The 23,058-nt window shown below is 58.4% G+C and carries 23 protein-coding genes; 11 read left to right on the forward strand and 12 right to left on the reverse strand.

What is annotated here, in order from left to right:
* The first annotated feature begins 104 nt into the window (after nt 1-104).
* Nucleotides 105-785, forward strand: a complete 681-nt coding sequence (locus ACXAG1_RS13470) for a hypothetical protein (protein WP_475091245.1) — start codon at nt 105-107, stop codon at nt 783-785.
* A 74-nt stretch (nt 786-859) separates the two neighbouring features.
* Here ACXAG1_RS13470 and ACXAG1_RS13475 read toward each other — a convergent pair whose 3' ends face one another.
* Nucleotides 860-2,182, reverse strand: coding sequence for a dicarboxylate/amino acid:cation symporter (locus tag ACXAG1_RS13475; RefSeq protein WP_475119963.1), 1,323 nt, complete (start codon nt 2,180-2,182; stop codon nt 860-862).
* A 352-nt stretch (nt 2,183-2,534) separates the two neighbouring features.
* Here ACXAG1_RS13475 and ACXAG1_RS13480 point away from each other — a divergent pair, with 352 nt between their 5' ends.
* The 4 genes from ACXAG1_RS13480 (at nt 2,535) to phoR (ending at nt 6,499) form a co-directional block, all read left to right on the forward strand.
* The gene (locus ACXAG1_RS13480; RefSeq protein ID WP_475119964.1) at nt 2,535-3,110 is read left to right on the forward strand and encodes a chorismate--pyruvate lyase family protein; all 576 of its coding nucleotides are present in this window, start codon (nt 2,535-2,537) and stop codon (nt 3,108-3,110) included.
* Between the two features lie 36 nt (nt 3,111-3,146).
* Nucleotides 3,147-4,046: a 4-hydroxybenzoate octaprenyltransferase gene (ubiA, locus tag ACXAG1_RS13485; RefSeq protein ID WP_475091248.1), complete on the forward strand. Its 900-nt coding sequence runs from the start codon at nt 3,147-3,149 to the stop codon at nt 4,044-4,046.
* A 130-nt stretch (nt 4,047-4,176) separates the two neighbouring features.
* Nucleotides 4,177-4,881 (forward strand): phosphate regulon transcriptional regulator PhoB, encoded by a 705-nt coding sequence (gene phoB / locus ACXAG1_RS13490; protein ID WP_043319916.1) that lies wholly within the window; start codon nt 4,177-4,179, stop codon nt 4,879-4,881.
* 298 nt (nt 4,882-5,179) lie between these two features.
* The gene (gene phoR, locus ACXAG1_RS13495) at nt 5,180-6,499 is read left to right on the forward strand and encodes a phosphate regulon sensor histidine kinase PhoR (protein ID WP_475119965.1); all 1,320 of its coding nucleotides are present in this window, start codon (nt 5,180-5,182) and stop codon (nt 6,497-6,499) included.
* Nucleotides 6,500-6,575: 76 nt separating this feature from the next.
* Here phoR and ACXAG1_RS13500 read toward each other — a convergent pair whose 3' ends face one another.
* From ACXAG1_RS13500 to ACXAG1_RS13515, 4 genes are all read right to left on the reverse strand, one after another.
* Nucleotides 6,576-6,938, reverse strand: a complete 363-nt coding sequence (locus tag ACXAG1_RS13500; RefSeq protein ID WP_475091250.1) for a hypothetical protein — start codon at nt 6,936-6,938, stop codon at nt 6,576-6,578.
* Nucleotides 6,939-7,005: 67 nt separating this feature from the next.
* Nucleotides 7,006-7,620, reverse strand: coding sequence for a DUF938 domain-containing protein (locus tag ACXAG1_RS13505; protein WP_475091251.1), 615 nt, complete (start codon nt 7,618-7,620; stop codon nt 7,006-7,008).
* A gap of 18 nt (nt 7,621-7,638) precedes the next feature.
* Nucleotides 7,639-8,418: a peroxide stress protein YaaA gene (gene yaaA, locus ACXAG1_RS13510; RefSeq protein WP_475091252.1), complete on the reverse strand. Its 780-nt coding sequence runs from the start codon at nt 8,416-8,418 to the stop codon at nt 7,639-7,641.
* Nucleotides 8,419-8,536: 118 nt separating this feature from the next.
* The gene (locus ACXAG1_RS13515) at nt 8,537-9,028 is read right to left on the reverse strand and encodes a DUF4265 domain-containing protein (protein WP_475091253.1); all 492 of its coding nucleotides are present in this window, start codon (nt 9,026-9,028) and stop codon (nt 8,537-8,539) included.
* Nucleotides 9,029-9,100: 72 nt separating this feature from the next.
* Between ACXAG1_RS13515 and ACXAG1_RS13520 the strand changes: the two genes are divergently transcribed.
* On the forward strand, nt 9,101-10,393 hold the full coding sequence (locus ACXAG1_RS13520) for a M48 family metalloprotease (protein ID WP_475091254.1): 1,293 nt from the start codon (nt 9,101-9,103) through the stop codon (nt 10,391-10,393).
* 78 nt (nt 10,394-10,471) lie between these two features.
* On the opposite strand, the gene ACXAG1_RS13525 is transcribed toward ACXAG1_RS13520, so the two are convergent.
* From ACXAG1_RS13525 to ACXAG1_RS13550, 6 genes are all read right to left on the reverse strand, one after another.
* Nucleotides 10,472-11,272 carry a putative porin gene (locus tag ACXAG1_RS13525; RefSeq protein WP_475091255.1) on the reverse strand — a complete coding sequence of 267 codons (801 nt, stop codon included), beginning with the start codon at nt 11,270-11,272 and terminating at the stop codon, nt 10,472-10,474.
* Between the two features lie 499 nt (nt 11,273-11,771).
* Nucleotides 11,772-12,467 carry a phosphate signaling complex protein PhoU gene (gene phoU / locus ACXAG1_RS13530; protein ID WP_475091256.1) on the reverse strand — a complete coding sequence of 232 codons (696 nt, stop codon included), beginning with the start codon at nt 12,465-12,467 and terminating at the stop codon, nt 11,772-11,774.
* Between the two features lie 25 nt (nt 12,468-12,492).
* Complete coding sequence (gene pstB / locus ACXAG1_RS13535; RefSeq protein WP_475093904.1) at nt 12,493-13,233, reverse strand: phosphate ABC transporter ATP-binding protein PstB; 741 nt, start codon at nt 13,231-13,233, stop codon at nt 12,493-12,495.
* Nucleotides 13,234-13,458: 225 nt separating this feature from the next.
* On the reverse strand, nt 13,459-14,760 hold the full coding sequence (gene pstA, locus ACXAG1_RS13540) for a phosphate ABC transporter permease PstA (RefSeq protein ID WP_475091257.1): 1,302 nt from the start codon (nt 14,758-14,760) through the stop codon (nt 13,459-13,461).
* Complete coding sequence (gene pstC, locus ACXAG1_RS13545) at nt 14,753-16,132, reverse strand: phosphate ABC transporter permease subunit PstC (protein ID WP_475119966.1); 1,380 nt, start codon at nt 16,130-16,132, stop codon at nt 14,753-14,755. The genes pstA and pstC overlap by 8 nt, the downstream gene beginning before the upstream one ends.
* A 162-nt stretch (nt 16,133-16,294) precedes the next feature.
* Nucleotides 16,295-17,362 carry a PstS family phosphate ABC transporter substrate-binding protein gene (locus ACXAG1_RS13550; protein ID WP_475119967.1) on the reverse strand — a complete coding sequence of 356 codons (1,068 nt, stop codon included), beginning with the start codon at nt 17,360-17,362 and terminating at the stop codon, nt 16,295-16,297.
* 254 nt (nt 17,363-17,616) lie between these two features.
* Here ACXAG1_RS13550 and ACXAG1_RS13555 point away from each other — a divergent pair, with 254 nt between their 5' ends.
* The 3 genes from ACXAG1_RS13555 (at nt 17,617) to ACXAG1_RS13565 (ending at nt 20,173) form a co-directional block, all read left to right on the forward strand.
* The gene (locus ACXAG1_RS13555) at nt 17,617-18,252 is read left to right on the forward strand and encodes a TRAP transporter small permease subunit (protein WP_475119968.1); all 636 of its coding nucleotides are present in this window, start codon (nt 17,617-17,619) and stop codon (nt 18,250-18,252) included.
* Nucleotides 18,249-19,610 (forward strand): TRAP transporter large permease, encoded by a 1,362-nt coding sequence (locus tag ACXAG1_RS13560; protein ID WP_475119969.1) that lies wholly within the window; start codon nt 18,249-18,251, stop codon nt 19,608-19,610. Before ACXAG1_RS13555 ends, ACXAG1_RS13560 begins: the two co-directional genes overlap by 4 nt.
* 173 nt (nt 19,611-19,783) lie before the next feature.
* A complete protein-coding gene (locus ACXAG1_RS13565; protein WP_230436990.1) occupies nt 19,784-20,173 on the forward strand; it encodes an acyl-CoA thioesterase in 390 nt (129 codons plus the stop codon).
* A gap of 41 nt (nt 20,174-20,214) precedes the next feature.
* Here ACXAG1_RS13565 and ACXAG1_RS13570 read toward each other — a convergent pair whose 3' ends face one another.
* Nucleotides 20,215-20,811 carry a hypothetical protein gene (locus tag ACXAG1_RS13570; RefSeq protein WP_475091263.1) on the reverse strand — a complete coding sequence of 199 codons (597 nt, stop codon included), beginning with the start codon at nt 20,809-20,811 and terminating at the stop codon, nt 20,215-20,217.
* 227 nt (nt 20,812-21,038) lie between these two features.
* Between ACXAG1_RS13570 and groES the strand changes: the two genes are divergently transcribed.
* Complete coding sequence (gene groES / locus ACXAG1_RS13575; protein ID WP_475091264.1) at nt 21,039-21,359, forward strand: co-chaperone GroES; 321 nt, start codon at nt 21,039-21,041, stop codon at nt 21,357-21,359.
* Nucleotides 21,356-22,996, forward strand: a complete 1,641-nt coding sequence (gene groL / locus ACXAG1_RS13580) for a chaperonin GroEL (RefSeq protein WP_475119970.1) — start codon at nt 21,356-21,358, stop codon at nt 22,994-22,996. Before groES ends, groL begins: the two co-directional genes overlap by 4 nt.
* Nucleotides 22,997-23,058: the final 62 nt, after the last annotated feature.

Raw genomic sequence — 23,058 nt, forward strand, 5'->3', positions numbered from 1 at the left:
GGACGTCTAAAAATTACAGAGCGAAACCATTCGCCGTGGCGCGCCCAATCAAACAGCGCCAAGAAAAATTATCCCGGTATAAAAATCAAAACAGGGAGCGATGCATGAGAACCCAAGGAATCCGTCGGCTACTCGCCGTCGGTGTGTGTAGCCTTGCGCTATCCACCAGTACCATTGCCCAGGACAGCTTCTGGGGGAACGACGACCACACCCCCAGTCTGGTCATTGCCCCGACTGAAATCGAGCTCGATGTACCCATGCCGGTTTCGAGCGGCAATATGCAGCTGATGCTGGCACTCGCCGGCAACGGTGGCGGTCTCGCCGATCTTAAGAAGGAAGCAATCCGCAATTACACCCAACACATTCACAGTGAACTGGCGCGGGTGCTGTTTGAGTACCTCGAGGATGAAGAAGTACCTCTGGTTGCGGAGAATGGCCTGCTGAACCTGCAGAACACGATCAACCTCAAAGTCATCAAGCACCTGAGCGCGATGAAACCCAAAAGCGACCACGACCTGGAACAGGGTAATGTGACCCTGAACGGCGAATTTCGCTACGTCCTGAGCAACCGCAGTGGCACCGCGCTGCGTGAACAACGCATCAGTATCGACAATCTGAAAATCAGTGAGAAATACCGGGTGCGCAGCTATCACGACAATCGCGCCGGCGAAGACACCACCGAAGCAGCCATCAAGGAAGCGCTTACGGAAATGGTTGAAGAACTGGTGGAGGCGATGGAGGACAACCTCGAAGCCGACGAATTGCGGGATATGGCCACGCTGTAATTGCGAAAAGTGCCAGAAATGAAAAAGGGCGAGCCGCGCAACGCGCTCGCCCTTCTTTAGCTGCAGGAAGGCGATCAGGCCGCGGAAGATTTTCCTTTGCCCTTGCCCTCACCCTCACTTACCACACTGTTGTAGTTGTCGTCATTGAAGGTATCCACGTTCAGCGCCCCCTCACTTTTCGCAACAATCGTGCTCACCACTGAATCCCCGGTAATGTTCACCGCCGTGCGCACCATGTCGAGCAAACGATCCACACCCATCACAATGGCAATGCCCTCAACCGGCAGGCCTACCTGGCCCAGCACCATCGCCAGCATAATCAGACCCACACCCGGCACACCAGCGGTGCCGATAGACGCGAGAGTCGCGGTCAGAATCACCGTCAGGTAACCCATCAGACCGATCTCGATCCCATACAACTGGGAGATAAACACCGTCGCCACCCCCTGCATGATCGCCGTACCATCCATATTGATGGTCGCACCCAGGGGAACAGTGAAAGAGGCAATCTTGTTATCCACACCCAGACGCTTCTCCACCGTCTGCAGCGTCACCGGAATCGTCGCCGCGGAAGACGCGGTACTGAAGGCAAACGCCATCGCCGGGCGCATTTTCTTGATCAGCTTCACCGGGTTCAGCCCCGACAGCAATTTCAGCAGCAGCGGATAGACACCGAAGGCGTGGATCATCAGCGCCAGCAGCACCACCCCGAAATACTTCGCCAGAGTCGGAATGGCATCCAGACCCAGCAGCGCAATCTTGTTCACCAACAGCGCAAACACCCCGTAAGGCGCAAACACCATCAGCACACCCACCATGCGCAGAATCACCTCGTTCAGATCATTAAAGAACGCCGCCACCCGCTGGCCCGGCTTGCCGCTGCGGGAAATCGCGTAACCCAGCAGCAGGGCAAACACGATGATCTGCAGCATGTTGCCTTCTGCCATCGCCATTACCGGATTGGTCGGAAAAATATTGACCAGTACATCGGACAGGGGAGGGGAATCTTTCGCTTCGAACTGCGCATCCCCCGCCAGGTACTCCATACCCACACCGGGCTGAATCACCAGCGCCAATAGCAGCGCTAGGGAAATGGCCACGGCCGTCGTGCACAGGTAAAGCAGCAGTGTCTTCCCTGCCAACACCCCAACCCGGCTGCCCTCGGACAGAGCACAGGCACCACATATCAGCGATACCAGCACCAGTGGCACCACCATCAGTTTCAGCGACGCAATGAAAATCCGTCCGATGATGTCGAACAGGCCATTGGTGAGGTAATTGTTGATAAATCCGGTAACCGTCGCACCCAACACCTGGCTGGAATTGAGTACATTGAACAACAGGCCAAGCAAGATCCCCGTGATCATGGCCAGTACGATTTTTTTGGTAAGCCCCATGGTCCGTCCTAGTTATGAACCTGATGGTCATCAGGTTCGATACTTATTTTGTCATTAAGAAATCTGCGGTCCGGGAGAAGGTGTTGATGTTGTGTGCAGCCTTGCGAGACCTTCCGCGAGAGGGACCTCGCGGAAGAGCCCCCATGGATGGGTTCACGGGGGGCCGCCTAGGTCGTGTCTCGCAAGGCTGCACACGGCAGCAACACCGCCACCGAACTGGTTTCTTCCCCGAATCCAGCGCCACTATATCGGCAGCGCTCCAGCCGAGCAAAAACCATAACCATTCACCAAAGCCAGCGGTCAGGTACAATGCGGTTAATTCAAACCAGCAAAACCCCGCGCGGAGTCTGCGTTGTACCACTCCCCCTTTGAGGCCATCGGCGACTGGCACCCACAACCCCTCGAAAGCTTGCACGGCCACACCCCGCCGGACCACCTCCTGCCCTGGCTGCAACACAAAGGGTCCCTCACCGCCGCCCTCAAACACCTGAGCCACGGCGAGTTTAGCGTACAAATACTCAACCAGGGCTGGCACACACCCAACCTCGAAGAGCGCCGCGCCCTCAACCTCAAAGAGCGCAACCGCGCCCTGATCCGCGAAGTCCTGCTCTACGGCAGCGACACCCAGCCCTGGGTTTACGCCCGCAGCGTCCTTCCCGAGCGCACCCTCGCCGGCAAATCCCGCTACCTGCGCAGCCTCGACAACCGCCCCCTCGGCGAACTCCTGTTCAGCCAGCCGGACATCCGCCGTGGCCCCATCGTCCTCAATCAGCTAAAGCGCAATTCCCAGTGCCAGCTGGCGGAACTGGACCAGAGCGAAACCCACGCCTGGGGCCGCCGCTCCACCTTCTGGCTGCACGACAAACCCCTGCTGGTTGCAGAGACCTTCCTCAGCGGGTTCAATCCCCACAAACCGCCAATGACCTAATGATCTGAAGAGACAGGAAAGAATACGGGAACTGCCATGCAAGCCATTCGCCAACAAGTCCAGCAGCGCTTCGCGCAGCACTGGCCCAGTATCCAGCCCTATTGGCAACTGGCCCGGCTGGACAGGCCCATCGGCTCGCTGCTGTTGCTCTGGCCCACCTGGGCCGCGCTGTGGATTGCCGCAAAGGGCTGGCCGGGGCTGCACCTGTTTGTAGTGTTTACCCTGGGTGTGATTCTCACCCGCGCCGCCGGCTGTGCCATCAACGACTTCGCCGACCGCAACATCGACGGCCACGTAAAGCGCACCAACCAGCGCCCCCTCGCCACCGGCGCCGCCACCCCGAAAGGCGCACTGATGCTGTTCGCCGGCCTGATGCTGCTGGCATTTCTACTGGTGCTCACCACCAACAAGCTGACCATTCTGCTGTCGCTGCCGGCGCTGGCGCTGGCCTTCTGTTATCCCTTTGCCAAACGCTACACCCATCTGCCCCAGGTGGTGCTGGGTGCGGCGTTCAGTATGGGAATCCCCATGGCATTTGCCGCGGTCACCGATGAGGTACCGGCGGTGGCCTGGGTGCTGTTTACCGCCAACCTGCTGTGGACCGTGGCCTACGATACCTTTTATGCCATGGTGGACCGGGACGACGACCTGAAGATCGGCGTGAAGTCCACTGCCATCCTGTTCGGCGACATGGACCGGGTGATGACCGGCTGCCTGCAGGGCATGGTGATCCTGGCTCTGTTGATGCTGGGAGGGCGCGCGGATATGGGCCCCCTGTATTACGGCGGTGTTGCGGTAGCTGCCGGGCTGTTTTGCTACCAGCAGTGGCTGATTCGCGCACGGCAACGAGAAGCCTGCTTCAGGGCATTCCTGAACAATAATTGGGTGGGTATGGCGCTGTTTGCAGGCATATTTTCCCACTACCTGTGGAATTAAGCGCAGACACCGACCCGCAAGCCGCGCTTCCCGTACGGCTGTCATATTTTTGTCACTAAAGTGACGTTAAATGGCCACTCTAGAATAGTCAGTTAAATGACAATCACTTCAGTTAGGGTATGGCAGGCAGATGCACAGCAAGACGATCCTCATAGTCGACGACGAAGCCCCGGTGCGGGATATGTTACGGGTAGCACTGGAGATGGCGGATTACCGTTGTCTTGAGGCGGAAAATGCCCAGGCGGCCCACGCGCTGGTCATTGATGAGAAACCGGATCTGATTCTGCTGGACTGGATGCTGCCGGATGTTTCCGGGGTTGAGTTGGCCCGTCGCCTGAAGCGGGATGAGCTGACTTCTTCTCTGCCGATCATCATGCTCACTGCCAAGGGTGAGGAAGATCACAAGATCAAGGGTCTGGAGACCGGTGCGGACGATTACATTACCAAGCCGTTTTCACCGCGCGAGCTGGTTGCACGCCTGAAGGCGGTGTTGCGCCGCGCGGGCCCGAGCACGCCGGAGGAGCCGCTGACGGCGGGTGGCCTGGTGCTGGATCCAATCAGCCACCGGGTGACGATCAATGGCAATCCGGTGGATATGGGTCCGACCGAGTTCCGCCTGCTGACGTTTTTCCTGAGCCATCAGGAGCGCGCTTATACCCGCACCCAGTTGCTGGACCATGTGTGGGGTGGCAACGTGTATGTGGAAGAGCGCACCGTGGATGTTCACATCCGTCGCCTGCGCAAGGCCCTGACGGTGGATGGCCACGAGCGCTACATCCAGACCGTGCGCGGCACCGGCTACCGCTTTTCTGTACAGACCGCGGAAAGGGTGTAACCTACACCCAAGAATTGTAGAGGGCTCCGTAGCGAGTCCTGTGGCGGCCGAGCACCAGGTAAAAGTTTTTGAAAAAATTGTCGGGAACAATTTTCAGCAGCTTTAGCTGCCCGTAGGGCTGAGCACACGGATGTGCTCAGCTAAACCGCTGTGAATACTTCCCTGTACGCTGCGTCGGCGACATCCCTGTCGCCGACGCTTTCAAAAACGCTTACCCGGCACTCGACCTTCGCTTAGAACCTCGGTAGTTTTTCCAATTACCGGGTTTACCTACCTGAAACAAGATGGCCAAACCATCATGCTCGATCGCAGTATTGGCGAGTTTTCCCGCTTTATCATTATCGCCCTCGGCACCACCATTCTCGGTTTTGCCAGCGGCCACTGGTGGCTGGCGCTGTGCGCTGGTCTTGCCGCCTATGTTTTCTGGTTGCTGTGGCAACAAAATCAATTTGACCGCTGGCTCGCCAACGGCCGCCGCGGCCCGGCGCCGACGAATTTTGGTGTGTGGGGGGATATCACCGACGATTTCTACCGCATGCAGCGCCGCCACCGCAAAGAGAAGCAGAAGCTCCACGCGATGCTGCGGCGGGTGCAGGACAGTACCAGTGCATTGCGCGAGGGTATTGTGGCGCTGGAGGACGATGGCAATCTGGCGTGGTGGAACCCTGCCGCCGGGCAAATGTTGCGTTTACAGCCGGACGATGCGGGCCAGCCGTTGGTCAACTTTGTGCGCGACCCGCGTTTTGTCGAGCATATGTACGAGCGAATGAGCGGCGGCAAGCGGGCGAATCAGCAGCCGATTACGCTGCCGGCGCCGGGGGATGATTCGCGGATTCTGCAGGTGGAAGTTACGCGCTTCGGTCAGGATGAAGCGCTGGTGATTGTGCGGGATATTACCCGGCTGCATAACCTGGAGCAGATGCGGCGGGATTTTGTGGCGAATGTTTCTCACGAGCTGCGCACACCGCTGACGGTGATCGCGGGTTACCTGGAGACGCTGCAGATGAGTGGCCAGGCGCCGCGCAATTGGGACAGGCCCCTGGGGCAGATGAGTGAGCAGACGGTGCGTATGACCGGTCTGGTAAACGATCTGCTGTTGCTGGCGCGGCTGGAGACATCCGAGCGCGACAGTGGGCGCGACCGGGTGTCGGTGCGCGAGCTGATGGAACGGGTGGCTGGCGAAGCCCGCTCGCTGAGCGGTGAGCGGCATGAGATTTCTGTGGCCTGCGATGAGGACTGCACGATTACCGGGGACGCCGGTGAGCTGCACAGCGCCTTTGCCAACCTGGCGTTTAATGCGGTGAAGTACAGCCCGGATGGCGGACCGATTGAACTGCGCTGGCGCATGGATGCCAGCGGTGGGCATTTTTCGGTGAAGGATTCCGGTATCGGTATCGACCCGGTGCATATTCCGCGTCTGACGGAGCGCTTTTACCGGGTGGACGCCGGTCGCTCCCGCGAGAGCGGCGGCACCGGTCTGGGTCTGGCGATCGTCAAGCATGTGCTGTTACGCCACAGCGCCAACATGAACGTAACCAGTGTACCCGGCCGCGGCAGTACCTTTACCCTGAATTTCCCCCTGCAGAAGCTCACCCAGGCCAGCACCGCCACTAGCTGACGGCTACAAAACTGACTGCTATAAAAAAAGCCCCGAGAGGGGCTTTTTCGTTTCCAGCATGGAAAGACTTCAACGATTACTCCAGCTCTTGCAGCTGCCGGGACTCTCCCGCGGCGGTGTACTGCACTGGAGCATCCGGGGATACCCCCTCCGATTTGCGCTTTTCCACGGTGATATGCACCAGCTTGCGCGCGCTGTCGCGGATCAGGATATGTTCGCGGCCCTCGTCATCCACCGGCAGATTGCGTTCGCCCAAAAGCCCGTCGCGCAGGGCACGCAGCTGGGGTACATCCCGGTAGCGGTCCAGGTCCTTGGACAGCTTGTGCTTCATGCGCTCGGATTCGTGCAATGCAGCAGCGTATTCGCGATATTTACCGAAGAAAAACACGGCAGCAACAGCGGCGAAGATAGCGAGGGCGGTTTCTAACCATGGGGGCATAGTGATGTTTCCTTGTCCTGCGATTGTTCGTTTTTAACGCCCGCTGTAGGAGCCTCCCTGCAGGGTCCTACAAAGTGCGGTTCTCACTCATTTGCCACACCAACAACTGGTTGTTGGCAGGCAGGTAATTGTTTTCGATTCGCTGCAGCCCCTGGGCTGCCGCCAGCTGATCCAGCCACTCCAGATCGCGAATCCCGCGCAGTGGGTCCTGCTCTTTCAGCCACACATCAAAACCCGCATTGCCGGGACCAATATACTCGCCGGCGATTTTCACCGGGCCGTATACGATTAACTGACCACCGGGCTGCAATACCCGCGGCAGTTTATGGAAAAACGTGTCCACTGCGACGGCCGGCATAATATGCAGTGTATTGGCGGTAAACACCGTGTCCACCCGCAATTCGGGCCAGTCGCCGGTCACATCGAGCGCAACCGGTACCGGCAGGTTGGCCGCGGGGCGGTTGCCGAGCCAGGCCTGCACCTCGTGCAGGTTCTGCGGGCGCTCGGAGGTCTGCCAGGTGAGATGGGGCAGGCGCGGGGCGAAGTACACCGCGTGCTGGCCGGTGCCACTGCCGATTTCCAGCACATGACCGCTTGCGGCCAGCAGGCGTTGCAGCTGGTCGCAAATGGGTTCGCGATTGCGCGCGGTGGAGGGCGCGTCTGGTAGTTCGCTATCCGTCATGCTGTCCTGCCGCCCTCGTCAGGCCGGCTGTTCGTCGCGCAGGAACACCCAGTCGTTGCCATGGGAATGCTCTTCGCTGAAAGTGTAACCGGCAACATCAAAGTCTTTCAGCTGCTCGGCCCTCTTTACCCGGTTGTCGATGGCCCAGCGGCTCATCATGCCGCGGGCTTTTTTGGCGAAGAAACTGATCATCTTGTACTGGCCGTTTTTCCAGTCCTTGAAATGCGGGGTAATAATTTCCCCCTGCAGTTTCTTTTTCTGCACGGATTTGAAGTACTCGTTGGAGGCCAGGTTCACCAGCTCCTTGCTCTTGAGTGCCTGCAGCTGAGTATTCAGCGCCTCGGTAATCTTGCCATCCCAGAATTCATACAGGTTCTTGCCGCCGCTGTTGGCAAACTTAGTGCCCATCTCCAGCCGATAGGGCTGCATCAAGTCCAGGGGGCGCAGCAGGCCGTAGAGGCCGGAAAGCATGCGCAGGTGCTTTTGCGCAAAGGCAAAATCCCGCTTGCCCAGGGTTTCCGCTTCGAGTCCGGTATACACATCGCCCTTGAAAGCGAGCAGGGCAGGGCGGGCATTGTTGTCGGTGAACGGGCGCTTCCAGCTGTGGAAGCGGTCGTAGTTCAGAACCCCCAGCTTGTCCGAGATCTTCATCAGACTCGAGATATCCTGCGGACTCAGGGCCTTCAGCTCCTTGATCAGCGCCGCGGACTCCTTGAGAAAATCCGGCTGGGTGGTGTCCAGTGCGGGGATTTCACTATCAAAATCGAGGGTTTTTGCGGGGGAGATAACGATAAGCATAGGGGAACTCGAAAGCGGTCAATGACTTGCGTCATCCCGGCGCATCATGCCGGGATCCAGAGTCCGGAGTGCTGGATTCCGGCCTACGCCGGAATGACGGTGGTGAGAGGGCGTCGGATTATTCTGGCTTCAAAATGTCCTGCCACCAGTTGAGTGGCGTCTGGCCATCCACCGGATCGTACACATTGCCGTAGTACCAGACACTGTTGGCACCGTCACAGACACTGTTGAGAATTTGCTCGATCTCGGCGAAACCACAGCTTACATGGATGCTGTACACCAGCAGGCGTGGGCTTTCCAGATCCAGCTCACCACCGAGCTTTTCCAGCTGCGGGGTCAGTTGATCGGAGAGCTTGGTGCTGTCTTCGCGGCAGAAGATACGCACCGCCAGGTTGCCGGAGCGCTTGACCAGCTCGAAGCTGGGCTTCTCCGGATCTTCCCGGTTCACCTTGATGGTGTCGCCGCTGGCGATGCCCTTGATAAACGCCGGAGAGCGCACCAGCTGCACGCTGTCGTCCTCATTGACCCGCACCTGCATGCGCTCGACCACCGGCTCCCCGTCAGGGTTGGTACCGGCAAACAATTCGATAATCTGCAGTGCGGTCGTCATAACCTCTCTCTCCGGACTGTGTACAATATTCGGCGATAAAATTTGCGAAGCGCATTATACAGGGAGAGGATCATGTTTCCGCGTTCAATCTCAAACCGCCTGCTGGCCACCGCTATTGCCGCTTCTCTGACCGGCGGTATCGCTGGCTGTGCGGTCAACCCGGTGACCGGCAAGAAAGAGCTGTCACTGATGTCCCAGGGCCAGGAAGTGGCGCTGGGCGAGCAGCAATACCCCAAGGCCCAGCAGACCCAGGGCGGTGAATACCTGGTCGACCCGGCCCTGCAGAGCTATGTCAGCCGTGTAGGCCAGAAGCTGGCGAAGGTTTCCGATCAGCCAAACCTGCCCTACGAGTTTGTGGTGCTGAACAACTCCACTCCCAACGCCTGGGCCCTGCCCGGTGGCAAGATCGCCATCAACCGCGGCCTGCTGGTGTTGCTGGAAGATGAAGCCGAATTGGCCGCGGTCCTCGGCCACGAAATCGTTCACGCCGCCGCCCGCCACTCCGCCGCCGCCATGTCCCAGCAACAGATCCTCGGTGCGGGTATTGCCATTCTCGGTGCCACTACCCAGAACACCGGTTACGGCGATCTGATTTCCCTGGGCAGCCAGTTTGGCGGCTCCGCGTATATCGCCAAGTACGGCCGCGACAACGAGCTGGAGTCAGATGAATACGGTATGAAATATATGGTGGCCGCCGGCTACGACCCGCAGGGTGCGGTGGGGCTACAGAAGAAATTCGTGGAGCTCTCCAAGGGCAAACAGTCCGGCGGCCTCGACGCACTCTTCGCCAGCCACCCGCCGTCACAATCCCGCGTCGATGCGAATATTGAACACGCGAAGAAGCTGGGTGGCGGCGTCACCAACCGCAACGAATACCAGCGCGCCATTGCCCAGTTGAAGAAAGATGCAGACGCGTATAAAAGTTACGACAACGCGGTGGCCGCCGTTCAAAAGAAAGAGTACGACCGCGCCCTGACCCTGACCCGTCAAGCACAGAAGCAACAGCCGAAAGAAGCGGCCTTTTACGCGCTGGAAGGGGATTTGCTCGCGCAGAAAAAGCAGTACCAGTCGGCTCTGCAATCCTACGAAACCGCGGTGCAGAAAAACCCGACGCTGTTTTCCAACTGGCTGATGCGCGGCATGCTCAATGCGCAACTGAAGAACTACACCGCCGCCGAGCGGGATCTGCAGCGTTCCACCAGCTATCTGGACACCCCCCACGCACACTATTACCTGGGCCAGGTATACGAGCAGCAGGGCAATACCAAAAATGCACTGAGCCAGTACCAGATCGCCGCCCAGTCTTCCGGCGATATTGCCACCAAGGCGCAGGCGCGGGTGCAGGCGCTCAGCAACAAGGGCTGATTTTTTACCAGACCCCAGACGCAAAAAAGCGGGCGAATTTCTTCGCCCGCTTTTTTTTGGATAATTTCCGTGAGGAAATTACAGCTGAACGGTTACGCCCAGGCTGAATACATCCAGATCGTCATTATCGCGGCTGGAGCCATAGGAAACTTTGGCCGCAACATTGCGATTGAAGAAGTGGGTAGCGTTAAACTCGTAGTTTTCCGCTTCGTTATAACCCGCGCCGATGGAGGTGTTTTCGTTGAAATAGAATTCAGCCTCACCACCCCAAAACAGGTCTTGACCATCAATATCGATCAGCGAGAGTTCGGTGGTCAAGTACTGGCCGCCCGAAAGAGCGGTGAAATATTTTGCAGATACTGCGCGAGAATCGAACTCATCGTCCACCTGCGCGGTAAAGCCGATGTAATCATTGCCGCTTAGCTGATGGTTGTACTGAGCGCGAGCAAACAGAACTGTATCGGTATCTTCAATTTTTACTGCTTCCACTTCAGCGAGGAAGTTCGGAGTAAACAGGAAGCCCGCACCAGCGCTGTAAGCGTCACGGAATTCGTTATCTTGCACCTCACCGAATACTTTCCACTGGCCGGTGAAGTACTCACCGCCAACATTCAGACTGTCGCTATCACCGCCGTCATAATCTACGTAGTCAAAACCACCGTAAATATTGGAAACCGGCAGAATGTAATTGAATTCCTTGCGCGGGCCCAGAGTCTCCAGCGTGCCGAAGTAATACTTGGAGTCAAAGCTCAGTGTATCAATGTCCGCCACGCCATTATCACGGCTCTCGTATTCAGCGTCGGTAAAAGAATTATATTGCTCCGCGGAAGCAACCGCAGAAACCAGCATCAGAGGAAGTGCTGCAAACTTGAACTTCATAGAAGTGTTCCCTGTTTAATTTACATCTGTACTTTGGTACCCGTTTGATTTGCCCGTTTGATCCCTCTCTCAAAGACCAGCCAATAAGGCACCCGGACAAATTCGGCGCGGATTCTAAGTGCAGGAAAATTTAAGTGCAACGAAAAGAATTAATTGCGACGGACGTCTCAAATACAATTTGAATTCGGTAGTTTAACTACAGCCGCCAGGGTATTTTGTCGCTGGGGAACTGAACCGAAGCTGAATGTATTTCGTTTTAGAAAAATTACGGAATATTGCGTGTTAACGCGAGCTTCGGTAAGGCAGGGGATTAACTCTTTACGCTTTGGCATTACCAAACAAGCGATTAATTCCTGTAAGCGATTCTCAATTAAAAATGGCACTAAAGTTCAGGTGAAAAAAATGGCCGCAATTTCGGCCATTTTTATTCAGGGTGTAATTAAATGTAATCTGGAATTAATACAAGCAATCCGAACTTGCCGTTGATTACAGCGCGCTGTTATCGCATATTTTTTTCATTGCCGTGGCGAATATCGGCACCCTTTACCAGGTAAACCACCTGTTCGCAGATATTCTTTGCGTGATCGCCAATACGTTCCAGCGAACGCAGGGTCCACAGCACATTCATCACCCGGGAAATACTGCGCGGGTCTTCCATCATATAGGTGACCATCTCGCGGATTGCGCTGCGGTAGTCCATATCCACCTGCTCGTCTTTGGCCAGGGTTTCCATGGCGGATTTGACGTCGAAGCGGGTGTAGGCGTCCAGCGCGTCATTGAGCATCTTGCGTACGGCGTTGGCGATATGGCGGATCTCGGTGTAGCCGCGCGGGGCGGTGCCTTCGTCGGTCAGGGCGATGGCCATCTTGGCGATCTTGCTGGCCTCGTCACCGACGCGCTCCAGGTCGCGGGCGATGCGGATTACCGACATCACCATACGCAGGTCAGACGCCGCCGGCTGGCGCTTGGCGATAATCAGGGTCGCGTGCTCGTCCACTTCCATTTCGCAGCGGTCGATTTCCTCTTCCACCTGCAAAACCTTTTCCGCCAGCTCACTGTCGGCGTTTGCGAGGGCTTCTACGGCATCGGCTACCTGACGGGTCACCAGGCCACCCATTTCCAGCATTTCCGTCTTGAGGCTTTCAAGATCTTCGTTGAACTGGCGGGAGATGTGTTGATCGAAATGCATATCCATAGCGTTTTGTGGGCTCCCCCCAACCTTAGCCGAAACGGCCGGTAATGTAGGCTTCGGTGAGATCGTGTTCGGGATTGGTGAACACGGTCTCGGTGTCATTCACTTCCACCAGCTTGCCGAGGTGGAAGTAGGCGGTGCGCTGGCTGACCCGCGCGGCCTGCTGCATGGAGTGGGTGACGATGGCGATGGTGTAGTTCTCGCGCAGTTCGTCGATCAACTCCTCGATGCGGGCGGTGGCAATGGGATCCAGCGCCGAGCAGGGTTCGTCCATCAGGATCACTTCCGGGCTCACGGCAATGGCGCGGGCGATACACAGGCGCTGCTGCTGACCGCCAGAGAGGCCGGTGCCGGGCTTGTCCAGGCGATCCTTCACTTCGTTCCACAGGCCGGCGCGACGCAGGCTGTTTTCCACGATTTCATCCAGTTCCGCGCGGCGGCTGGCGATGCCGTGAATCTTGGGGCCGTAGGCGACGTTGTCGTAAATGGATTTGGGGAAGGGGTTCGGCTTCTGGAACACCATGCCGACACGGGCGCGCAGGGGCACCACGTCCACCTTGGGGCCGTAGATGGCCTCGCCGTCCAGGCTCAGTTCGCCTTCCACGCGACAGCCCTCAATGGTGTCGTTCATGCGGTTGAGGCAGCGCAGGAAAGTGGATTTACCACAGCCGGATGGGCCGATCATGGCCACCACCTGGTTGCGGCCGATATCCAGGCTCACATCGTGAATCGCCTGAGTCTCGCTGTAAAACACATTCACGTTGCGCATGCGCAGCTTGGCGTCGTCGCAAAACGGCGATCCGACGGTACCGTCCACTTGGCTATTGGGATTAGCCGCTCTGCTTTTCACTTCCGGGTTTTTCACTGAAGAGGGCTCCGCTACCGGTTGGGTGGCTTCTTTCTGCGCCGGTACAGCTTCGCCGGCGTTCAGGGTCATGGTACTCATGGCTCTTTCTCGATTCGCTATCTTAGCATTCACAGGTAACGGGGCGCGTTACCAGCGGCGTTCAAGTTTTTTACGCAGCCACACTGCGCAGGTGTTCATGGTGATCAGGACTGCCAGCAGTACCATGATCGCGGCGGAGGTGCGCTCCACAAAGGCGCGCTCGGGACTGTCGGCCCACAGGAAAATCTGTACCGGCAATACGGTGGACGGATCGGTAATGCCGTGGGGCACATCGACGATAAACGCCACCATACCGATCATCAGCAGCGGTGCGGTTTCACCCAGGGCCTGGGCCATACCGATAATCGCACCGGTGAGCATGCCGGGCATGGCCAGCGGCAGTACGTGGTGCAGTACCACCTGCATGCGCGAGGCACCCATGCCCATGGCCGCCTCGCGAATGGAAGGCGGCACGGACTTGAGCGAGGCGCGGCTCGAAATAATGATCGTCGGTAACGTCATCAACGTCAGCACCAGGCCACCCACCAGCGGCGCCGAGCGCGGCAGTTCGAAGAAGTTGATAAAGATCGCCAGGCCCAGCAAACCGAACACGATGGACGGTACCGCGGCGAGGTTGTTGATATTCACCTCGATCAGGTCGGTCCAGCGGTTCTTGGGGGCAAACTCCTCCAGGTAAATAGCTGCGGCAACTCCGATGGGGAAGGACAACGCCAGGGTAACCAGCAGGGTAAACAGCGAGCCGACCAATGCCGCGCGGATACCCGCCTGTTCCGGTTCGCGGGAGTCACCATTGGTAAAGAAGGTGGTGTTGAAGCGCTTTTCCAGCTCACCGCTTTCGCGCAGCGCCAGAATCCATTCCGCTTTCTGCTCGGAGGTGCGGCCGAGGAAACCCTCTTTGGATTTGGACAGACTCTTCACATAGGTGTCCACATCGTCATCGGCGTTAAACCACAGGGTTTCGGTTTTGCCCAGCAGCTGCGGGTTTTCCTGCAGACGCTCGCGCAGTTCAAAGCCGGCACCATTGGATACCAGCGAGTAGAGCTCGCGCTTGTCGCGACGGCCGGTTACTTCCGGGAAGCGCTCGCGCAGGGCATTGCGAATCACCGCATCAAAGTTGGCCCAGGCCAGGCTTTCGTCGTCCACGGTTTCGATGCCGAGGGCGGCCGGGTCGTAGGTCACCTGCAGCTGGATATCCGTCTGCACAAAGGCACTGCTGCCCTTGCTGATGATATCGGTGAACAGCACCAGTACCGCAAGCACGCCAAAGGCGATACTCGCGATGCCAAAACCACGGAAGATTTTTTCCTTGCGGTGACGGCTGGCAAGCCGCGCTTCGATTCGTTCGCGGACCTGCTTCTGGGTCAAGTTGGATTGAGTCAGATCAGTCATACTGTTCCCGGTATTTTTTCACGACGTGCAGGGCGATAAAGTTCAGAATCAGGGTGCTGATAAACAGCATCAGGCCGAGGGCAAACGCGGCGAGTGTTTTTGGACTGTCGAATTCCTGGTCGCCCACCAGCAGGGTCACAATCTGCACCGTTACGGTGGTCACCGATTCCAGCGGGTTGGCGGTGAGATTGGCGGCGAGACCCGCAGCCATCACCACAATCATGGTCTCGCCAATGGCGCGGGAGACCGCCAGCAACACACCGCCGACAATGCCGGGCAGCGCGGCAGGGATCACCACCTTGCGCACGGTTTCAGACTTTGTGGATCCCAGACCGAGTGCGCCGTCGCGCAGGGACTGGGGTACCGCGTTGATCACGTCGTCGGACAGTGACGATACGAACGGAATAATCATTACCCCCATCACCAGGCCGGCGGCGAGGGCACTCTCGCTGGACGCTTCCAGTCCGACGGACTGGGCCACTTCGCGCACGAAGGGTGCCACGGTAAGCGCGGCGAAGAAGCCGTACACCACCGTGGGGACACCAGCGAGAATTTCGATCAATGGCTTGGCAAATGCGCGCACCTTGTTGCCGGCGTATTCCGCCAGATAAATGGCGGACATCAGTCCCACCGGCACCGCCACAAACATGGCGATGGCAGATACCATCAGGGTGCCGGTAAACAGGGGCACCGCACCGAAGGCGCCGCTGGAGCCGACCTGGTCCGAGCGCAGTGCCATCTGCGGGCTCCAGTGCAGGCCGAACAGGAATTCGGTCACCGGTACCGACTGGAAGAAACGCAGCGATTCGAACAGCACCGACATCAGGATGCCGACGGTGGTGAAAATGGCAGCGGAGGCACAGGCCAGCAATATTATGCGCAAGACCTTTTCCACCTTCTCGCGCGCACGCAGTTCCGGTGAAATACGCAGCAGAGTATATGCACCAAGGCCCGCCGCCAGAATCAGGGTAATTGTGGTCTGTAGCCATTGGCCGCGCTCGCGCAGGCTGAGCAGATGATCCGCGGCCGCCTGGATCTGCGGGGTGGTACCCCCAATCAGGTTGCCCGCGGCCAGATTCTGAATCTGCGCGTAGAGCAAATTCTGACCAGAAATGGACTCCGGCTTATCGGCAATACCACCCATCACCAGGGTGCGGATGATGGCGTCGTCAAACAATAGCCAGAACCCCAAAATAACCAGGGCCGGCAGGCCGCACCAGAGTGCGGTATGCACCCCATAGTAATTGGGCAGGGAGGCGAGACTGCGCACACCACCGCGACTGCGGGCGGTGGCGATGGCGCGGCTGAAGCCGGTACCGTAGGCCACCAATACCAGCAACAACAGCAGGGCGAAGAGAGTGGGGGTCTGCATCGATTCGCTCGGTTATCTGTGATGAAGTAAAACGCCGGCCATTATCCGTAGTTGTGGCCGTAATTCCATGAGATTAAGCAATGGCTCATATACGTAAACGGCCAAGCCCCCGCGAAGTGAAGGGACTCGGCCGGTAATTCCGTCTACCTGTCTGGCTTAGCTTTATTTTGCTGCCAGGTTGGTCAGCGCGTTCAGCTTGCGCACATTGGTGGCCACTTGCTGACGCTGTGCATCGGGCAGAGAGATCATACCCTTGTCGGCAAGGTAACCTTCTTCACCCCAGGCGCGCTCGTTGGTGAGCTCAGCCAGGAATTGTTTGATTCCGGGTACCACGTCCACATGTGCCTTTTTCACGTAAACAAACAGCGGGCGAGAAACCGGGTAGCTGTTATCGGCGATGGACTCAAACGTAGGCTCCTGGCCTTCGATCACGGAGCCCTGCACCTTGTCGGCGTTCTGGTCGAGGAAACTGAAACCGAAAATGCCGAGTGCATCAGGGCTGGCAACCAGCTTGTTCACGATCAGGTTGTCGTTCTCACCGGCTTCCACGTAGGCGCCATCTTCGCGCACATTGTGGCAGATCGCTTTATAGGCATTCTTGTCGGAAGACTTCTTGGCCGCGATCCAGTCGAACTTCTTACAGCCACCTTCCATTGCCAGCTCGGCGAAGGCGTCGCGGGTACCGGAAGTCGGGGGCGGACCCAGCACTTCGATTTTGGTCGCCGGCAGGGTCGGATTTACGTCTTTCCAGGTTTTGTAGGGGTTCTCAACCAGTGTTTGAGAGCCATCCGGGTTCGGTACGTCTTTGGCCAGGGCCAGGAAGATGTCCTTGCGGGTCAGTTCAAACGGCTTGGAAGTCTTGGCGTTGGCCAGCACGATGCCGTCGAAGCCGATCTGTACTTCTACCACATCCACGCCGTTATCGTTACACATGTCCAGCTCGGACTGTTTGATGCGACGGGAAGCGCCAGTGATATCCGCGGTGCTCTCGCCCACACCCTGACAGAACAGCTTCATGCCGCCGCCGGTACCGGTGGATTCAACAACCGGGGTCTTGAACTGGGTAGCGCGGCTGAAGCGCTCGGCAACCACGGTAGTGAACGGATAAACAGTGGACGAGCCCACGATGCTGATATGATCGCGCGCCGCCAGGGCAGCGTTGGACGCCGCGATGGTCAGGGCCGCCAGGGCCGAGGCCAGTACTTTTTTGTTCGCAGAACGGTTGTTCATGATTTCTCCAGAAATGGTCGCGAATTGGTCGAGAATTAGTCTGTAGTCTCTGCACGCCGCGCATGCTATTTCGAACTGGTGACGATTCTATGAATGAAAAGTTACAAACAGATTACAGAATGCAGCGCAGTTTATGACCAGAAAACCTCACGCGGTCAGCTCATTCCGAGCATCGCAACTGGCGCAATTTCTGACCAGCAGGTACGCTCCCCCCATTGATAACAGAACAATAAAGATGGTTTGAGAGACCTCCCATGAAGTTTCTACTACGCACCGCCGGTGCCCTGGACCGCTTTGCCAGCAACTGCGGGCGGCTACTCGGCTGGTTTACCCTGGCCATGGTGCTGATCCAGAGTCTTGTCGTGGCCCTGCGCTACGGATTCGACGGCGGCTCCCTGGCCCTGCAGGACACGGTGGCCTATCTGCACGGCGCCGCGTTTATGCTCGGTCTCGCCTACGCCCTGCAGGCCAACGCCCACGTGCGGGTGGATGTAATCTATCGTACGCTCAGCGCACGGGGGAAAGCCTGGGTCGATGCGGTGGGCTGCCTGATCTTTCTGCTGCCGCTGTGTGTTTTTATCGGCTACGGCAGCTGGCAGTTTGCCGCCAGCAGCTGGGCGGTGAGCGAGACCAGTAACAGCGCCGATGGCCTCGGCGGCGTCTACCTGCTGAAAAGTCTGATTCCCCTGGCCGCCGCTACCCTCGCCGTGCAGGGATTGAGCCAGTTTGCGCGGGCACTGAATACCCTGATGCAGGTGGAAGCCGGCAGCGACGGGAGCCTATCCTCTCAACCCTCCACTCACGCACCTGTTCGCAAGGGGGCCGAGACACAACCCCACCCGCTGGTGCGGGAAGCGGCCCCGGGCTCGGCGACGGAGGTGGGCGCATGATCGAGCTGATCCCCCTGCTGATGTTCCTCGCGGTCTGCGGAGCGCTGATGCTCGGCTACCCGGTGGCCTTTACCCTGGGCGGCACCGCGCTGCTCGCCGCTGGCCTCGGCATTGTCGGCGGCATCTTCGACGCGGAACTGCTGAAGGCGTTCCCGGACCGGCTCTACGGCATTATGCAGAACGGCACCCTGATGGCGGTGCCGCTGTTCGTTTTGATGGGCGTGATGCTGGAGAGAGCGCGGATCGCCGAGGAGCTGCTGGTCAATCTGGCGCGGGTCTTTTCCGGAATCCCCGCGGGCATGGCGGTCTCCGTGGTGGTGGTTGGCGCGCTGCTCGCCGCCAGCACCGGTATTGTCGGCGCCACCGTGGTAACCATGGGCCTGATGTCCCTGCCCACCATGCTAAACCGCGGCTATTCCCCCAAACTGGCCACCGGCACCATCTGTGCGACGGGTACCCTGGGCCAGATTATTCCGCCGTCGATTGCCCTGGTGCTGCTGGGGGATACCCTGTCCAACGCCTACCAGCAGGCCCAGCTGAGCCAGGGGATTTTCAATCCCAAACCAGTGAGTGTGGGCGACCTTTTTATGGGCGCGATTATTCCCGGGCTGCTGCTGGTGGCGGCCTATATCCTCTATCTGCTGTTTATCGCCCGTCGCCAACCCGCTACCGCCCAAACCGGCAAGGAAGAGGTGGAGCTGCTGCAGACCCTCAAGAGTCTGGCGCCGCCCATCGCGCTGATGCTGCTGGTTCTCGGCTCCATCATCACCGGCGCCGCCACCCCGACGGAAGCGGCGGCAGTGGGGGCCCTGGGGGCCGGTATCCTAGCCTGGGGCCGCGGTGCGCTGAACTGGGCCCGGGCCGGCGAGGTCGGGCAGAGCACCCTGCAGGTCACCGCCATGGTGTTCGCCATTTTGATCGGCGCCTCGCTATTCTCACTGGTATTCCGCGGGTTTGGCGGTGAGGAAGTGGTCACGCACTTTTTCGAGACCCTTCCCGGAGGCATAGTGGGGGCGACCCTGCTGGTGATGCTGGTGATTTTCCTGCTGGGCTTTATCCTCGACTTTATCGAGATCACCTTTGTGGTGGTGCCCATTGTCGGACCGGTACTACTGGCCATGGGGCTGGACCCGGTGTGGCTAGGTGTGATGATTGCGCTGAATCTGCAGACCTCGTTCCTCACCCCGCCCTTCGGTTTTGCGCTGTTCTACCTGCGCGGCGTGGCACCAGCGGAGGTGGCCACCGGCGCCATCTATCGCGGTGTAGTGCCATTTATCGCCATTCAGCTGCTGGTGATGTGTCTGCTGGCCCTGTGGCCGGCGCTGGCGACCTGGCTCCCAGGCTACCTGACGTCGTAGTGACATCCGGCTCGGGTAGACTCAACTAGTAGAAAATACCGTCAGCGGCGCAGAATTTGCCCTATACGCCCTGGCTAATTAGTACCCAGATTGTGCTAGAATGCGCCACCCGGCCAAGGTGACACTGAATGCACCGCCGGGCCAATAAATCTAAGAATTTGTGAGCACCCGCGATGTCCGCCATTGATGAAGAACCGCAACCCAGCGGTACCCTGACCCTCCAAACCCAGTCCATGCCCCGGGACACCAACCCCCAGGGTGATGTTTTTGCTGGCTGGCTGATGTCGCAGATGGATGTGGCCGGTGCCATCCTCGCCCAGAGCATCGCCCGAGGTCGCGTGACTACCGTCGCCGTTGGCAGCATGGTTTTCCTGCGCCCGGTAACCGTTGGCTCCACCGTGAGCTGCTACGCGGAAGCAGTAGAAGTAGGACGATCGTCCATTAAAACCATGGTGGAAGTCTGGCTGACCCGGGTGGATACCGGTGAACAGGTGAAAGTCACCGAGGGTGAATTCGTCTTTGTTGCCATCGACGATCGCGGGCGCACCCGGCCGCTGCCCTGATAGGGTAGCTTATTCGCCTAGAATTGAGGCCGTGATCGGCCTCAATGCATCCCTCCCACCTCCGGCAGCACCACACCCAATCTGCGCAACTGCGCCGCCAGTTGCGGATCGTTGGTTTCCCGCCAGCGCTGGAACAACTGCAGAATATCCGTCGCATCCATCTCCCGGGCGCGCCCGCACACTCTCGCCACCAGCTCCAGTAAGCGCGCAAAGCGCTCGGCCAGTTCGCTGAATACCCGCCGGTTGTTGCGGGCATTCTCCCCGAGGTAGTCGTAAGCACCACCGCCCATGCCGATAAAATAGTCCCGACTAATCCCCCGTCTGGAATAGTTGTCCGGGAAGAGGGCCCCCATAAACAGGGCCAGATCGCCGAGCTGGCGCAGGATCAGGCAGCGGTGGTAATGACTGTCCACCTCAATTGCGTCGCGATACAACAGTGCCAGTGGTCGCACCGACATTTCGCCGCTGTCGTAACTGAACACCTGGCCACTGTCGCCGAAGCGCGCCAGCAGGCTGCCCAGGTACCAGAGGGTTTCTTCCTGGGGGCGCGGATCCAGATCGTCGGCCCCGTCCTGCAGGCGCTGGCGAAAAAATTCTGCAAGTGTCTGCTCAAAGGTGGTTTGCGATACGGATGGCATCAGCTCCTCCTTTTTCTATTCTTCACTGTAAATATAAATCTGCCGTTATCCCGCTTCTATTTTTTTACCTCGTTTTTTTATAAAAATTTTTTATAAAAAATTCGTTTTTGGCCCCCTTGAAAAACCTTTCAACGCTCCTATTTTCGGCTTTGTCGGAAGGGCACTCCCTTCCCGGCAACCAACCATTAACCATTGAAACATCCAAATGCTTATTGGGAGGAAATCCGATGAGTATCAAACCGCTCTACGACCGGGTGGTTGTGAAACGCCTTGCCGCAGAAACCACCACCAAAGGTGGCATCGTTATTCCGGACAAGGCTGCCGAAAAGCCCACCCAGGGAGAAGTGATTGCCGCTGGTGACGGAGCACCGTTGGACAACGGTGAGCTACGCCCCTTGGCCGTTAAAGTGGGAGACCGTGTCCTGTTCGGCCAGTACGCTGGCACCGAAATCAAACACGACGGCGAGACCTATTTAATCGTGAAAGAATCCGACATTCTCGCTGTACTGCAACAAGTGGAAGATAAACAACAGGAGAAAGCCGCATGAGCGCCAAGGTAGTCAAGTTTTCTGACGATGCCCGCGAACGCATGCTGGCGGGCGTAAACATTCTCGCCGACGCGGTAAAAGCCACACTGGGTCCCAAGGGCCGCAACGTGGTGCTGAGCAAAAGCTTCGGCGCACCGCGCGTGACCAAAGATGGTGTGTCTGTAGCCAAAGAAATTGAGCTCAAGGACAAGTTCCAGAATATGGGCGCACAAATGGTGAAGGAGGTGGCCTCAAAAACTGCCGACGTGGCCGGTGACGGCACCACCACTGCAACCGTGCTGGCCCAGGCACTAGTGCGCGAGGGGCACAAGTCCATCGCCGCCGGCATGAACCCCATGGACCTGAAACGCGGTATCGACACCGCGGTGAAGGCCGCCGTGGAAGAGCTAGCGAAACTGGCCAAACCTTGTGACGACACCAAGTCCATTGGCCAGGTGGGCACCGTGTCCGCCAACTGGAACGAGGACATCGGCCAGATCATCGCCGAGGCCATGGAAAAAGTCGGCCGCGACGGTGTGATTACCGTGGAAGAGGGCAAGTCCCTGCAGAACGAACTGGAAGTCGTGGAGGGTATGCAATTCGATCGCGGCTACCTGTCTCCGTACTTCGTCACCAACCAGGAAAAGATGCAGGCGGAACTGGATAATCCGTACATCCTGCTGTTCGACAAAAAGATCAGCAATATCCGCGACCTGGTACCGCTGCTGGAGTCTGTGGCCAAGGCCGGCCGCCCACTGGTGCTGATTGCCGAAGACATCGAAGGCGAAGCCCTGGCCACCCTGGTGGTCAACAGCCTGCGCGGCACCATCAAGGTGGCTGCGGTAAAAGCGCCGGGCTTCGGTGACCGCCGCAAGGCCATGCTGGAGGATATCGCCATCCTTACCGGCGGTACGGTGATCTCCGAAGAAGTCGGCCTCACCCTCGAGAAGGTCGAACTGGAGCAACTGGGTAGCGCCAAACGCGTGGTGATCAGTAAAGACAACACCGTAGTGGTGGACGGCGCGGGAGAAAAATCCGCAATCGATGGCCGCGTGAAACAGATCCGCGCGGAAATCGAAAACTCCACGTCCGACTACGACAAGGAAAAACTGCAGGAGCGCGTGGCCAAGCTGGCCGGCGGTGTTGCGGTGATCAAGGTCGGCGCCGCCACCGAAGTGGAAATGAAGGAGAAGAAAGACCTGGTGGACGACGCCTTCCACGCGACCCGCGCAGCAGTGGAAGAGGGCATTGTTGCCGGTGGTGGACTGACCCTGGTGCGTGTGGCCGACAGCCTGCGCAAGAGCGGTTTGAAAGGTGCCAATGACGATCAACAGGTGGGGATCAATATCGCTCTGCGCGCAATGGAAGAGCCCTTCCGCCAGATCGTCGCCAACGCTGGTGTCGAAGGCAGTGTGGTGTTGAACAATGTCCGTGACAGCTCCAGATCCGGAGACAGCGCCAACTACGGCTACAACGCCCAGACCGGCGACTACGGCGATATGCTGGAGTTCGGCATCATCGACCCCGCCAAGGTTACCCGCTCTGCGCTGCAGAATGCGGGCTCCATCGCAGGCCTGATGCTCACCACCGAAGTGATGGTGGCTGACAAGCCGGAAGAGAAAAAATCAGAGGCCGCGGCGGACGCCTACGACTACTGATTTTTCCAAAGACCCATCCCCAGTGCTTTTCTTTTCGGGGCCGCAAGGCCCCTTTTTTGTTT

It is taken from the genome of Microbulbifer sp. ABE4_465, assembly GCF_056160765.1.

Excerpts from the sequence above, each read along its gene's own strand:
- ACXAG1_RS13520 (WP_475091254.1), top strand. The coding sequence starts at position 9,101 with ATGTTTCCGCGTTCAATCTCAAACCGCCTGCTGGCCACCGCTATTGCC.
- ACXAG1_RS13555 (WP_475119968.1), top strand. The coding sequence starts at position 17,617 with ATGAAGTTTCTACTACGCACCGCCGGTGCCCTGGACCGCTTTGCCAGC.
- ACXAG1_RS13500 (WP_475091250.1), bottom strand. The coding sequence starts at position 6,938 with ATGCCCCCATGGTTAGAAACCGCCCTCGCTATCTTCGCCGCTGTTGCT.
- phoB (WP_043319916.1), top strand. The coding sequence starts at position 4,177 with ATGCACAGCAAGACGATCCTCATAGTCGACGACGAAGCCCCGGTGCGG.
- pstC (WP_475119966.1), bottom strand. The coding sequence starts at position 16,132 with ATGCAGACCCCCACTCTCTTCGCCCTGCTGTTGTTGCTGGTATTGGTG.
- phoR (WP_475119965.1), top strand. The coding sequence starts at position 5,180 with ATGCTCGATCGCAGTATTGGCGAGTTTTCCCGCTTTATCATTATCGCC.
- pstB (WP_475093904.1), bottom strand. The coding sequence starts at position 13,233 with ATGCGCAACGTGAATGTGTTTTACAGCGAGACTCAGGCGATTCACGAT.
- ACXAG1_RS13560 (WP_475119969.1), top strand. The coding sequence starts at position 18,249 with ATGATCGAGCTGATCCCCCTGCTGATGTTCCTCGCGGTCTGCGGAGCG.
- phoU (WP_475091256.1), bottom strand. The coding sequence starts at position 12,467 with ATGGATATGCATTTCGATCAACACATCTCCCGCCAGTTCAACGAAGAT.
- ACXAG1_RS13525 (WP_475091255.1), bottom strand. The coding sequence starts at position 11,272 with ATGAAGTTCAAGTTTGCAGCACTTCCTCTGATGCTGGTTTCTGCGGTT.
- ACXAG1_RS13570 (WP_475091263.1), bottom strand. The coding sequence starts at position 20,811 with ATGCCATCCGTATCGCAAACCACCTTTGAGCAGACACTTGCAGAATTT.
- ubiA (WP_475091248.1), top strand. The coding sequence starts at position 3,147 with ATGCAAGCCATTCGCCAACAAGTCCAGCAGCGCTTCGCGCAGCACTGG.
- ACXAG1_RS13470 (WP_475091245.1), top strand. The coding sequence starts at position 105 with ATGAGAACCCAAGGAATCCGTCGGCTACTCGCCGTCGGTGTGTGTAGC.
- ACXAG1_RS13505 (WP_475091251.1), bottom strand. The coding sequence starts at position 7,620 with ATGACGGATAGCGAACTACCAGACGCGCCCTCCACCGCGCGCAATCGC.
- pstA (WP_475091257.1), bottom strand. The coding sequence starts at position 14,760 with ATGACTGATCTGACTCAATCCAACTTGACCCAGAAGCAGGTCCGCGAA.
- groL (WP_475119970.1), top strand. The coding sequence starts at position 21,356 with ATGAGCGCCAAGGTAGTCAAGTTTTCTGACGATGCCCGCGAACGCATG.
- ACXAG1_RS13565 (WP_230436990.1), top strand. The coding sequence starts at position 19,784 with ATGTCCGCCATTGATGAAGAACCGCAACCCAGCGGTACCCTGACCCTC.
- ACXAG1_RS13550 (WP_475119967.1), bottom strand. The coding sequence starts at position 17,362 with ATGAACAACCGTTCTGCGAACAAAAAAGTACTGGCCTCGGCCCTGGCG.
- ACXAG1_RS13515 (WP_475091253.1), bottom strand. The coding sequence starts at position 9,028 with ATGACGACCGCACTGCAGATTATCGAATTGTTTGCCGGTACCAACCCT.
- groES (WP_475091264.1), top strand. The coding sequence starts at position 21,039 with ATGAGTATCAAACCGCTCTACGACCGGGTGGTTGTGAAACGCCTTGCC.
- ACXAG1_RS13475 (WP_475119963.1), bottom strand. The coding sequence starts at position 2,182 with ATGGGGCTTACCAAAAAAATCGTACTGGCCATGATCACGGGGATCTTG.
- yaaA (WP_475091252.1), bottom strand. The coding sequence starts at position 8,418 with ATGCTTATCGTTATCTCCCCCGCAAAAACCCTCGATTTTGATAGTGAA.